At 62.7% G+C, this 13307-nt stretch carries 8 protein-coding genes; 5 read left to right on the forward strand and 3 right to left on the reverse strand.

The genetic code is table 11. The features are described 5' to 3' along the window. Window positions 1–159: 159 nt before the first annotated feature. A complete protein-coding gene (opgC, locus tag CS1GBM3_RS06700) occupies window positions 160–1455 on the forward strand; it encodes an OpgC domain-containing protein (RefSeq protein WP_171946435.1) in 1296 nt (431 codons plus the stop codon). Window positions 1456–1477: 22 nt separating this feature from the next. Here opgC and CS1GBM3_RS06705 read toward each other — a convergent pair whose 3' ends face one another. Next, entirely contained in the window at window positions 1478–2755 is a 1278-nt protein-coding gene (locus tag CS1GBM3_RS06705; protein ID WP_072393055.1) for an ABC transporter substrate-binding protein, read from the reverse strand. Between the two features lie 539 nt (window positions 2756–3294). Between CS1GBM3_RS06705 and CS1GBM3_RS06710 the strand changes: the two genes are divergently transcribed. Both CS1GBM3_RS06710 and CS1GBM3_RS06715 read left to right on the forward strand, forming a co-directional pair. Then, window positions 3295–4347: a glycosyltransferase family 2 protein gene (locus CS1GBM3_RS06710; RefSeq protein WP_244534564.1), complete on the forward strand. Its 1053-nt coding sequence runs from the start codon at window positions 3295–3297 to the stop codon at window positions 4345–4347. Window positions 4348–4696: 349 nt separating this feature from the next. Further along, on the forward strand, window positions 4697–6262 hold the full coding sequence (locus CS1GBM3_RS06715) for a polysaccharide biosynthesis/export family protein (RefSeq protein WP_171946436.1): 1566 nt from the start codon (window positions 4697–4699) through the stop codon (window positions 6260–6262). 152 nt (window positions 6263–6414) lie between these two features. Here CS1GBM3_RS06715 and CS1GBM3_RS06720 read toward each other — a convergent pair whose 3' ends face one another. Beyond that, on the reverse strand, window positions 6415–7902 hold the full coding sequence (locus tag CS1GBM3_RS06720; RefSeq protein ID WP_072393064.1) for a lipopolysaccharide biosynthesis protein: 1488 nt from the start codon (window positions 7900–7902) through the stop codon (window positions 6415–6417). Window positions 7903–8208: 306 nt separating this feature from the next. Between CS1GBM3_RS06720 and CS1GBM3_RS06725 the strand changes: the two genes are divergently transcribed. Then, on the forward strand, window positions 8209–9750 hold the full coding sequence (locus CS1GBM3_RS06725; RefSeq protein WP_083567172.1) for a UbiA family prenyltransferase: 1542 nt from the start codon (window positions 8209–8211) through the stop codon (window positions 9748–9750). Window positions 9751–9891: 141 nt separating this feature from the next. Then, window positions 9892–11598: a hypothetical protein gene (locus tag CS1GBM3_RS06730; protein ID WP_072393066.1), complete on the forward strand. Its 1707-nt coding sequence runs from the start codon at window positions 9892–9894 to the stop codon at window positions 11596–11598. A 28-nt stretch (window positions 11599–11626) separates the two neighbouring features. On the opposite strand, the gene CS1GBM3_RS06735 is transcribed toward CS1GBM3_RS06730, so the two are convergent. Next, a complete protein-coding gene (locus tag CS1GBM3_RS06735; protein WP_083567174.1) occupies window positions 11627–13204 on the reverse strand; it encodes a GMC oxidoreductase in 1578 nt (525 codons plus the stop codon). Window positions 13205–13307: the final 103 nt, after the last annotated feature.

Raw genomic sequence — 13307 nt, forward strand, 5'->3', positions numbered from 1 at the left:
TATTTCGGGAGAAGCCGCAGGCTGTCTCAGTGGCAGCAACGACGCGAAATACGCCCTAGCGCTAACCTTCGTGCTAAATTGGTACGGCAAACGTCAAGTTTTCAGTGTATTTAATGCGTTTACATATAATTTGATGACGTTTGGTTTATGAATATGAGTGTGGGCGAGGGTCCCAAGACGCCAGTATCCGGTCGAGGCTCGCCGGGGCGCATAAGCGGCATCGATATCTGTCGCTCGGTCGCCATTCTCCTTGCTATGATCAACCACGTTTTTGCTGAATTCGAAGTATTTTGGGCCGGTCAAAGCTTCCTTTGGCTCAAGTTCATATCTACCGCAGCGACCCCGATCTTCGTCTCGCTGTTCGGCGTCATGCTCGAGCTCGTGTATGTGGAGCGATACCGGAACGGGCATGCAATCACGGCGACCAGCCGCCTGCTGAACCGAGCGGGGCAGTGCTATATCCTTTATGTGATTACTGTCATCGCGCTGGTTGTCGTCGGAAAGTACACGCTCGGCTTTGCGACCCGAACCATCCTTCTGGCGGGCATGACGCCCTACACCGACATCCTCAGATTCTATGCGGTCTCCCTGTTATTTGCTCCGCTGATCATCTGGGTGCGGATACGGTTCGGCCTCATCGCCCTGTTCGCGTTTTTGTTTTTCGTGCATCTCGCCTATCCGATTCTGAAAATGATCCCTGCGCCAGAGCCCATACTCGGCCGGGACTTGCTTGGCCCTATCGTTGGGTTTCTGTATGGCGGGGGACATTCCGGGATAGGCGCGCCGTCGTTGCTTCACGGGCTGACATTCGTCGTCGGCGGAATGATCATCGGCTCAGCGTTCGGCAAGCTGCTGTACGGAAATCAAAGAGAACGGCGGCAAGCGCTGCTGATTCTGGGCGGCCTTATGTTGCTCGGCGCCACAGCGGTTATCAGTTTATGGAGTGGTCTCGATCATGTGTTGCAAGCGACCGACCACTCCACCTACCGCAATGACAATCATCCTTTTTACTATGCGGTTGGACTGGTCCTGACGATTCTAGCCACAAGCGTGTGTGTCTACCTGTTCGACGTGAGGGGCTACCGCTGGGCGGATGGCGTGACGTTTATCGGCAAGACAAGTCTCTTCACCTTCGCCTTCGGTAATATGGTGCTCTATCTGCAAACCTTGGGCCCGAGCTCAGGTGCCGGAAAATTCGTGATTGTCACCGCGTGTGTCGCTTTCATCATTTTGCAGAGTTGGTTGTTCTTCAAGCTCAGTTCCAAAGAACAAGCTCCGGCAAATCGTCTTTGGATCGTTGCTTCGCGGGCTGTCAAAACGCTGATATCGACAGCCGGCGCACGGATCGGCGAACTCGTTACGCCGATTGCAATTCGCTATGCTGCTGCGATGGGCTATGCCGCAAGCGGAGATGGCACTCCCGCGAACGCAGCTGTGCAGCGGGCCTCTGCGTAAACCAGCTCATCAGAGAAAGGCCTCACGACCAGGCCGCGATGTGCTCGCGCTGATCCCACATCAGGTCCATCTCGCGCATGTGCTTGATCAGCACGTCCTTGTGCGCGCCCCACCAATCCATGATCGAGCAGAACTCCTGGATCCGCGCGCGACCGGCTTCGATAGTCACGACCGGCCAGTCGCCAATCAGCGCGTTGTCGATGCCGAACAGGTCGCGGCCCCACCAGACCGCCTCACCGAATGCGTGCTGTCCGATGCCGCCAACTTTCATGAGCGCCAGCACCGACAGCGGCTCGAACGTGCGCGCGCGCTGCACGGCTGACTTCCAGAGCTCCAGCGTCGACGCATATTCCCACGACACCGCACTCCACGTACCTGGGAAGCGTCGGCAGAACTCGTCGTAAAAGGCGTTCGGATCCTCGAAGTTCACCCGCGCGTCGTTGAGACGGGGGTCGTCGAAATCCGGGAATTGGAAGACGAACCCTTCCATGAACTCCGGGCTCGTGCGGCGGATCAGCTCCGCGTAGTTGTCGCAAGTGCAGGAGAGAAGCTGTCCCTTGAAGCCCTTGTTATGCGCCTCGATGGTCAGCGCGTGCACGAACGGCTCGTAGGCCGTATCCCAGCACAGGATATCGGGGTTGGCCGCCATCAGCTCGTCGACGATGGGGCCGAAGTCGGTCGTCGCCGGGTCGAAGACGCGCTCGGCAACCAGCTCGATGCCGGCGGCTTCGAACGCTGCGCGATAGGTCGCGATCGAGGGCAACCCGAATAGATCGCTTTGTGCGCACATCGCCGCGGTCTTGAGGTGCGGCTTGTTGCGCTTCAGCCAATCAACCCCCGTGACGTTGTAAATCGGATGCACCTCGCTCGGCGCAACGATGGTCGGCGTATCCGGCGAGAGATCGCTCGGCAGCAGGATCGCGACGAGCATGCGGTGCTGGCTGATGAGACGGCGCACTTCCGATGTGAGGTCGTTGCCGCCGTTCATCAGGATGAGCTTCACCCCATCCTCCAGGATCAGCTTCTTGGCGCCCTGGAAGGCGCGCTCCGGCTGATACATGGTGTCGTAGGCCACGAGTTCCACGAGATACCTGCGGCTACCGATCTTGACGCCGCCGGCGGCATTCACCCGGTCGACCCAGATCTGGCAGCCGTCGAGCCCCGGGGCCGACCATGCCTTCAGCGGCCCGGTCAGTGGTGCCAGGAAGCCAATCCTCAGAACCTTCGATGCGCCCAGTGCCATGTCGCGCAGGGCAACGCCCAAGGCGGAGGCAACCGGGCTTTTGGCGCGCGCGACCATGCGGAAGCTTTTACCTGCTTTTCCTTATCTCGAACGAACGGCCGCGGCGGCGAGCACGCCTCACGCCCCTCGCCGCCCTGGGCGAAAGAAAAAGGCGTTCCCGGTCCGCGTGTCGGAGTGATTTGTGTGCGAAATCAGCCGCTTGAACTTGCTTCGTCGCTTCTTATACCGACCTCAGCAGCTATGCTAGCCCCTGCGCGTGCGGCTTGAAAGCCGGGCCAGCCTTTCCTGCCCGGGCAGGAGCCGCGAGCCGGACCACCATGTCCATGCTCCGCGACATGCCCACTGATCCTGTTTATCATCGATGCATAATGTTCTTCGCCGCCTGTCTCGTTATTCGCTAAAACGCCGGGAGTCCGATTGTGGCTTATGGATTGCCGGCAAAGCAGTTTTAAAGCAGCCGATTTATTGGCCGCCAATCACAATAATGCCCTGGGGGTCGGCATTTCGCGATCCTTCGCAGAGTGAGATCGTCCATGGCAGTCCGAAGGGTCGGTGCCCAGGGTCTTGTCCGTATCGTCTAGTTGCAGGAGCCTTTGGTGCCGACGCCGCCACGCCCGTTTGTCAGCATCGTCATGCCGGCGCTCAACGAAGAGCGCTACATCGCCGAGGCCATCTCGTCGGTCGTGCCGCAGTCGGATACCCTCGATTACGAGCTTCTGGTGTTGGACGGCGGCAGCAGCGACCGGACGCGAGAGATCGTGCGGGACATTGCCTCCCGGAATGAGCGCATCAAACTCCTGCACAATGAGCGGCGCATTCAATCGGCGGCCGTGAACGTCGCGTCGGAAGCGTGCGATGCAAGGACCGCCATTCTGATACGTGCCGACTGCCACGCCAAATATCCCGAGGAGTTCGCCGCGCGGTGCGTCGATACGCTGAGCCGCACGGGCAGCTCGTCCGTCGTCGTTGCCATGCAAGCCGTCGGTCACCATCCGACGCAGAAAGCGATCGCTGCCGCGCAGAACAGTCGTCTTGGAAACGGCGGATCTCAGCACCGTGTTGCCGGACGCTCCGGCTACGTCGATCACGGACATCACGCCGCGTTCGACCTCGAGATTTTTCGCGCGCTCGGCGGCTACGACGAGACTGCGCCTTACAATGAGGACGCGGAGTTCGACACACGCCTAATCGAGGCTGGCGGGCGCATCTATCTCGATGGTTCGCTCACCATCGAATACTATCCGCGCTCGAACTTTCGCACGCTCGCGACCCAATATTTCCGCCACGGCTGGGGGCGCGCGAATACGATCCTAAAACATGGAAAGACGCCGAAGCTGCGTCAGCTGCTGCCGGTGCTGGTGCTCGTCGCCTGCGTCGGAGGACTTGTGCTCTGGCCGCTGGTCGGGATTACAGCGCTTCTGCCTCTCGCGTTCTACCTCGTGACGTGCCTCGCATGGGCAACTGCTCTCGCCGTCCAAGCGCGGGATGCCTCCATTCTGCTCGCGGCCCCTGCCGCCGTCGTGATGCATATGAGCTGGGCGACCGGTTTTCTCGTACGGGAGTTTGCGCACCGCCGGCAGAAACTGGTCCACAGGCTACGGGATTTGCGCGCCCGTTTTGGCACAGCGAACGCCGGCCCGACGCCGTGACGCCGGCCGCAAGGCGTATCTCTTTCTACTCCTTTTGATCTAGGGGCCGTCACCCAGCATCCGGACGGGTATGATCAAGTGTGCCCTTATAGGGAGGTGGGGGTGGCGCGCGCGTGTGCTATCTTCTTGGCTCGGAACCAATTTTTATTCGCTTCGCCGGTTGGGGGACGGCCCGCGGAAGTCAGTACGGAACAGGGCTTGGCGCCCGATAGAGTGCCATTCAGCACGTTCCTCGAAACTGCTCGCAAGCCGCAGGACGCGGCCCTACGCATTGGTACGAAACTGGCATCCGCAGATGTACGTCTCGCATCTGAAGCATCATTGGACCAAAACGGAAAGTCCTTTAACCATGGCACACGCTGATCAGCATCTTAACCGCCGTCCGTCCGTCGTTGGCGACGCGGGACGTGCGCATGATCTCCGGCTCGCTGCCGGGGGGCTCAATATTGGCTCGCGTTTTGGCCTCGTTTTGCCCCGGGCCAGCAAGGTCGCCCTCTGGGCGGCGATCGGAGCATGTCTGGCCTTCCAGCCCATGCCCACGGTGAGGGCAGAGTCCGGTCCTGCCCATGTCGCAAATCAGGACAATGCCGGTCAGCCGGGCGATGTGTATCGTCTTGGGATCGGCGACAAGGTTCGCGTCCAGGTGTTCGAGTGGCGCCCGGCGCGCGACGAGGTGTTCACCTGGACAGCCTTGAACCAGGTCTATTCGATCGATCCGGTGGGCGCTCTGTTCCTGCCGCTGATCGGTCAGGTCTCGGCCGCCGGCTACACCACGAGCGAACTCGCAACCCTGATCTCGCGCCGGCTCGCCAAACGGCTCAACCTCGGCGCTTCTCCAGACACGACTGTCGAGGTGACCGAGTTCCGTCCCATCTTCGTGACAGGTCACGTCGAGAAGGCGGGTGAATATCCGTACTCTCCCGGCATGACGTTGCTGCAGGGCGTGAGCCTCAGCGGCGGCCTCTATAAGAACGCCGGCCTCAACGGGCTGCGGCTCGAGCGCGAGTTCCTCACGGTTTCCGGCGAGTACGATCGCCTGACCCAGGAGCGCGATCGTCTTCTCACCCGCAAGGCGCGCATCGAGGCCGAGCTGGCGTTTGCCGACCGCATCGCCTTCCCGGCGGATCTGCGCACGACGCGCAGGCCGTACAAGGTGGAGTTCACGGCTTCGCTGATGGCCAAGGAGCAGAGCGTTTTCGAGCTGCGCAACAAGGCCTACGAAACGCAGGTGACGGCGCTCAACCAACTGCAGAACTTCCTCGAGCAGGAAGTGGAGACCCTCAACAAGCGCCTCGAGTCACATCAGAAGCAGATCGACCTGATGGCCGCCGAGCTCGGCGGGATCAAGAAGCTGACCGACAAAGGCCTGTCGACGCAGCCGCGCCTGCTCGGCCTGCAGCGCAACCTTGCCCAGCTCGAGGGTGAGCGCCTGCGCATCGAGAGCGAGCGTACCCGCGTTCAGCAGGAGATCAGCCGCATCGTTCTGTCGAAGATCGAATTCGACAACAAGCGCGCCAATGATCTGACGACCGAGTTGCAAACCACCGAGGCCCGTCTCGAGCAGGTTCTGCAGGAGGCGAACGTCAACGAGCAGCTGCTGGTCGAGACCCAGTCTCAGGCCGCGGCATCGCCGCTTCGCCTCGCCGCGACTGGTGACACCATCGATCCGCTGGCCAAGCCGCAGATCAGCTACACCATCGTCCGGCAGGTCAAGGACGGCGTGGTCGAGATCGACGGCAACGAGGCGACGCAGCTTCGCCCCGGCGATACGATCAAGGTCAACATGGCCCTGCCGCGGACCGGCATCACCGCCTTCCCGAAGCACGAGGCGACCCCGGCCACCACGATCGAGCCGCCCAAGCCTCCGCACCAGGCTTCGGTCGAGAAGATCAGCACGGACGCGGTTCCGCACTGATCTCGCCTAACGGTTCAAAAAAGCCGCCCAGCAAGCTGGGCGGCTTTTTTATTTGGGCTCGTAGCTCGCGTTGCGGTCCAGAGAGGCATGGCTACGGTCACCAGCTCTCAGCTCGCTGCCAGGGGTTGCCCGGCCATGAGCCGAAATTTACATCATCGCTTGATGTCTTCGCTCGGTGTCCTTTCCGGAACCTTTGCGGACAGCCGCGCGAGCACATAGTCGAACGCACGGCGCACCTCCTCCAGCATCGGATGGCGCGCCACGTACAGGCCAACGAGCCAGCCCACCGGAGCGGTGAGAAGGCCGATCGCGCCGGCTGCGATGGTGACCTGATGCGTTCCACCGCAGGCGATCGCGACGGCCGCCGGGCCAAGGGCGCTGAACAGGGTCACGACGCCGCTGCGCCAGAGCGAGGCCCACAACTCCTCCCAGGCGAACGGCACGCGCGCGCGAACCATGACGAGCGAGATCAAGAGACAGAACGGACCGGTGATCAGAAGGCTCGCGGCGGCCATCTCCAAACCGTACAGGGACGCAAAGACCTGGACTGCAATCGAGGCCGGGATCGTCACGAGCGCCAAGACAAAGCTATCGCGCACGGCGCCGACTGCGATCTGCACCGAGTTCACGATACTGGTCGGGAGCTGCAAGAGGAACGCAGCGGAGATGATCTGCACGATCGGCACCACCGCGACCCATTGATGGCCGAGCAGCACATCGACGATCGGCCCCGCCAGAATGATGATGAAGACAAGCGCAGGCCAGAAGAACACCGTGGTGTGTTCGATGCTGCGCAGAAATCCGATCTTGAGGTCCCGGCCTTCTCGGGCATGTTGAGAGAATGCCGGCAACAAGACGGGGGCAAGGCCCGCCAGCATGGTCTTCTCCGGCAACCGGCTGACCGAGAACGCGCGCTGGTAGAGGCCAAGGCCATCGGCGCCGAGCGTCTTGCCGAATGCCAGCAGGGGCACGGCCTCCCAGGCGTAATAGAGCAGCTTCTTCAGGCTGTCGTAGATGCCGTAGGCCGAGACGTCGCGCCATTCGGCAAACGTCAGGCGGTAGACGCGCTCCTGCGGGCCCCACCACCAGCAGAGAGCCAGATAGACGATGCCGCCCATCAAGCTCCCCCACGCGAAGCTCATGTAGCTGTAGCCGAGAAGCGCCAACGTGATCGTCACGCCCGTGTTCACGACGATCGACGCCGCGCTCAGGACCGCCATCTTGCCGAACTCGAAATTGCGGCGCATGAGGGCGTGGACGGGCGACACGAACGGACCGAGCAGGAAGCATGCGGACGCCACCTGCATGAACGCCTTGAGCCCCGGCGTGTCGTAGAACTCGGCCAAAGGCCCGGCCATGAAGAAGAGCAGCGCGGCGACTGACACGGTCAGAAAAAAGGTGACGGTGAACACGGCGTGCAGTCTGGCGGGCGTCAAGTCCTTGACCTGAACAATGTATGCGCTACCGCCGAAATCGTGGAGGGTCTCCGCCAGGCCCAGCACCGCGAGGCCGATGACCGCCACACCGAACTCCGCAGGCGTCAGCAAGCGCGCGGTGACCAGCAGCGTTACGAAGTTCAGGATGACTGCGAAATAGCGATCTGCCGAAGCCAGCGCGAAGCTTCGTCGAATACCCGTCATTGGCGCGTTCTGGCCCAAGCAGCCCCTCAGTATCGCCCACAGATAGCCGAAACTACCGACCGGCAGTTAAACAATTCGCTTCAAGGATAACCGGTGCCGCCCGGCGCCCGCACAGTGCACGGGAGCACGTCCGGCACGAACATCCGCACCGGCACCTCCGTAGTCTGGTCACGCAATTGGGCTTCTTCGAAATTTCCGCACGTGTTAAGTCTAAGGTAGTTTCCGAATTGCTATCCTTCGCTGTGGCCTATTGATTCTGGTTTTAGTAACCTTTCAATTCCAACTGATTTTATCGGCTTAGTTTTTATGAGCGTGCGACCCATCGTTGATACCGCGGCTTCTCCGGATCGTGCGGAGAGCGCAGCGCCTGCTCCCATAGAAGCAGTTGCTCAGCAAGCGGAAGCGCGTGCCGGCGAAAGCGCTCCTGTTCCGCTGCTGGTCGATCTCGACCATACGCTCGTTCGTACCGATCTGCTGATCGAAATGGCGCTGGCCTATGTCGCGGCCAATCCGCTGCGTATCGCACACCTCATCGCGTGGACCTGGGAAGGGCGCGCGCAACTCAAGCGGAAGCTCGCCGAGGCGATCGAGCTGGATCCCGAGCTTGTACCGATCAACGACAAGGTCGTGGCGCTCGCTGCCGAGGCCAAGCGGCAAGGCAGGCCGGTCTACCTGGTGACAGCGAGCGACGAGTTGCTCGCCAAGAAGTTCGTTGCGCGCTTTCCGTTTTTCGACGGCGTTCTTTCCAGCGATGGCGTGCAGAACCTGAAAGGGCGCCACAAGGCGGCCGCCGTCGGCGAGCGCTTCCCCGACGGCTATGACTATATCGGCGACAGCGCGGCCGACCTTCACGTCTGGCGCAATGCGCGCGAGGTGATCGCCGTCGCACCTAAGCCCGCCACGCGGCGGCGGCTCGAAGCGTTCGGAAAGCCCACGACGATCATCGAGGGCGGCTCGACAGTACGGGCCTTGATCAAGGCATCGCGGCTGCATCAATGGGCCAAGAACACGCTGATCTTCGTGCCGGCCGTGCTGAGCGGCACGATCTCCGACCCCGGGACGGTGCTCAACTGCGCATTGGCGTTTCTGGCTCTCGGGCTGGTCGCAGTGGGCACCTATCTGATCAACGATATTCTCGACATCACGCACGACCGCCGCCATTGGTCGAAGCGGTTCCGGCCGATCGCTGCGGGCGATCTCTCGATCGGCACGGCGCTCGTAGCCTCCGCCATCACGATTGCCGCGGGGCTCGCGATCGGTGCCGCCCTGGCGCCAGGCGTCCTCACGGGGCTCGCAGCCTATCTCGTGCTCACCCTTGCCTACTCGATCCATATCAAGCGGCTACCGATCCTTGACGTCGTGGTTCTCGCTGCGCTCTTCACGCTGCGGCTCGCGATCGGTATCGCAGCGACGCAGGTTTACGCTTCGCCGTGGCTTCTGGTGTTCTCCATGGCACTGTTCACATCCCTCTCCACCGCCAAGCGATATACCGAGATCCAGCGGACCGAGGCCAAGGGGGAGGCTGCCGTTTCGGGCCGCGGCTATTTCGTCGTCGATGCGCCGCTTGTGCTTGGGCTCGGCATCGCGACGGGCACCGCATCGGTGCTCATCATGGTGCTCTATTTGATCTTCGATGCCTTCAGCCATCAGTTCTATGGCAACCCCCACTGGCTTTGGCTCTTCCCAACCATCCTGTTCCTGTGGATCGGGCGGGTCTGGCTCATCGGCCAGCGGGGCCAGTTGCACGACGATCCGGTGGCCTTCGCGCTTAAAGACAGGGCTAGCCTTGTTCTCGGCGGCGTGATGGCGATCGCTTTCGTTCTGGCTTGGACGGGGGCGCCGCTGTGAGTGCGACAGCTTCGCGAGGCCAGCCTCTGGAGTTTCCCGGCGTTGCCCGGTTCCTGGGTGACGGCGAGTTGAGCGCTGCGCGCCGCCATGCCTAGTCCGTCGGCATCCTCCTTACGGGCCGCTTCGCAGCGTTTTGCAGCCGTGGCAACGCCGCTCGCCGAAGGCGCGTTTTGCTACGACGAGACGGACAGCAGAGCCCGTTCCTACCATGTGCTATGGCAGATCGGGGCGCCGCTCCTTCTGTTTCCGGTGCTCGTTTTCGCCCTCGCCACAGTATGGCTTGTGGTGGGCGGGACGATCTCGCAACCAGCGGCCTGGGTCATTGTTGTCGCCTCTGCTGGCGCGGCGCTCTCGGTTTCGCGACTGTTCGTTTCCGATGGCTGGCGTTTTGCTCCGCTCTTGTCCCTCGCGCTCGGCGCGCTTGCGCTGCTGCTCTCGGGCCTCGTCTACGACACGTCGATCGACGGTCAGCATTATCATTTCCAGGCGATCCACGCCCTTGTCGAGGGTTGGAACCCCTACCGGGACGGCGCGCCGCCGGTCATCGGCGATCCGGTGACGTTGTGGGCGGTTCACTATCCGCGTGGGACGTGGGTCGTCTCGGCGACCCTGCTCTCTGCCGGCCTGCCCCTAGCGGCGGTCAAGGCTGTCAACTTCCTCGTGTTCTTTGCCGGCTTCGCGCTGGTCGCCGCGACGCTTTTCCGCTTCGGATACGCGTGGGCGGTCGCGGGTCTCCTAGCGGGCATCGCGGTTCTTAGTCCAATCGTCACCTCGCAGCTCTTCACCAGCATGAACGACGGCCTGCTCGGGCTTTGCATGCTGATGCTCGTCGCGTCGATGGCGACGTGGATCCATTATCGCGATCCGGCTGCGTTGGCCGCCGGGCTCGCCGCGATGGTGATCGGGCTCAATCTCAAATTCTCGTCGATCCCGATCTTCGCTGTCCTCTGCCTTTTCATCTGCTTTGGTGCCTTCGCCGCCCGCAGCCTCAAAGCGGCGGTTGGCGTTGCGGCCGCCCTGCTCGTTACCGCACTGGTTGCCGTCGTGCTCCTCGGCTGGTCGCCGTATGTCCAAAACGTCCTCCATTACGGACACGTCTTCTATCCGGTCATGGGCGGGCAGCCGGTCGACATCATGTTCGGCAATACGCCCGAGGTGCTGGACAGCCTTTCGGCGCCGTCTCGCTTTCTCTACTCGCTGTTCGCCGAGACGCATGCGGGCTACGAGACGCTCGCGCAGCTGAAGCTGCCATTCTTTCTGAGTGTGCCGGAGCTTCGGGCTGCCGGAGGTGTCGATGTCCGGATCGCAGGGTTCGGGCCGCTTTTCTCGGGCGTCGTGGTGCTCGCCCTGCTGTGTGCGGGCCTCCTGCTCTGGAAAGTTGGGCGCAAGACGACAGCCGCCGTGTGGCTGCTGTTGATCGCGGCGGGCTTCCTGGTCTCCGTGCCGCTGATGCCGCAGAACTGGTGGGCGCGGTACGTGCCGCAGCTGTGGTTCGTGCCTCTCTGCATCGTTGCAGCCGCGCTCGCTGTTCGTGTGCGCTCGGTGCAGTTTCTCGGATTGGCTCTGGCTGGCGTCATGCTCCTCGATGCCGCGATCGTCTCGGGGAGCGCGACCTGGCTCGCCGCCAAACGCAGCGCCGCCGCTTCGGCCCAGATCTCGGACTTGGCGCGCACGGGGCAGACCTATTGTGTCTATCCCGATATGGTGCAGTCACGGATCCACGTCATGCGCGCAGCGGGCCTGGATGTTCGCTACACGCCGCGCGACGCCATTTCGTGCGTGGCCCCGCAAGAGATTTCGGGGTACGGCCCCGACAGGTTCGGCGGGCTGATCTGCGCGTGCCCGTGAGCATGTCGCCGGCTCTGGTCCGGTAGCGTCAGCGCACCGCGTGATGACAGGCGCGGGCCGTCAATGCCATGATCGTCAGCGTCGGGTTCTGAGCGCCTTGCGAGGGGAACGAGGCACCGTCGGTGATATAAAGACCGGGCACGTCCCAGCAGGCATTGTGGCTGTCCAGAACAGAGCTTGTGGGATCGGTGCCCATTCGCGCTGTGCCGCATTCATGCACCGAGGTTCCCGGTATCGCCGGTTTACTCTCCAACCCGTGCAGCTTGGCACCGGCTAGGCCCGCCAGCTCCGTGAGCGCTGCAGCCATCTCCTTTGCGACATCGTTTTCGGCGCTGCTGTAGCGAAAATCGATGCGCAGCGCAGGGTTTCCATACGCATCGCGACGGCTGGCATCGAGCGTGACCCGGTTCTCGACGCGCGGCGTGGTCTCGCAAAAGGCGACCGCCGTGAACCAGCATTTGTCGCCCGCATCCGAGCGGTAGAGCTGGACGCCGAAGCCGCGGTCGCCCGACACCTTGCCGTCGCGCAAATCAAAGCGCGGCAGGTAGAGGCAACGTCCCGGCTCGATCTCGGCTGTGTCCTCGAGCTTGGGGCCGACGCCTTCCGCCTTGATCATCATGTGATCCATCAGGTAGTGGCCGAGCACGCCGGGGTCTGCCACCGGATCTTGCGATTGCAGGAGAATGCGGGTCGACTCGAGCGTGGACGCGCAGAGAAACACGAGCGGCGCACGTGCAATCTCGTGGCTTCCGGATTTGATGTCATGCCACGCGACGCCGTTTGCACGCCCCGCCGCGTCCTTCGTCACGGCTTGTGCGAGGGCGCCCGTGCGGCACCAGAGGCGGCCGGTTGCAGCGGCGGCGCCGACGGAATCGAGCGGTGGCGCGTAGCGGCTCAGAATGGGCGTTGCATGGGGCCAGCGGGCCTTGATCGCGTCCGTCAACGCCTTCTCATCGGACGTCAGCGAGAGCGGGCGCGCGATCTCGCTGTCGGGCGGCTGCGCGATCCCATCGCGTGCGCCGGCAAGCCCGAGGCGCTGCTCGACGACCGCATACCACGGGTCGAGCTCTCCTTCCGCAAACGGCCACGGCGGGCTGAGGCCATCGCCCGGCGTGAAATCAATCCGGCCGAGGCGGTAATATTGCCTGCCGTGACCAGGAATGATCATGCGGCCGCCGAGACCGTGGGCCCGGATCCAGTTGAAAGGCTGACCGGCCGGCGTCTCGTAGGGGAAATCGCGATCATCGACGAAGGCGTCCGGGAGCTGCTCCCAGGCGAAGCACTGTGTCTGGATCGGCTGGCGCACGCGTCCGGCCAGTCGCAGCGCCTTGCGGCCGGCGTTGATGGCGCGCGGAGGGACAACCTTGATCAGGCGCGGATCGGCGACGGAGCGGATGAGCGTGTTGGTGATGCGCCGAAACGGCCGGCGCCATACGGGCGGCAGATAGCCGGCATCGAGCAACAGGACGTCCAGCCCCGCCTCACAGAGCAGGTTCGCGGCCAGCCCACCGGCGGCGCCTGCGCCGACGACGATGGCGTCGAATGTGCGATTGCTCGCTTCGGTGTCGCCTGCGTTCAGGGCGCCGGCGAGATCAGCGGTCGGCATTGCTTTCGAATATGTGATGGCGCCCCCCGATGGGCATTCTGCGATTTGCGGCTTTCATCCTGTTTCTGTTCCGCCGCTCATTCTCATAAAAAGCTGGGCAATA

This window comes from Hyphomicrobium sp. CS1GBMeth3, assembly GCF_900117455.1.
Lineage (GTDB): Bacteria > Pseudomonadota > Alphaproteobacteria > Rhizobiales > Hyphomicrobiaceae > Hyphomicrobium_C.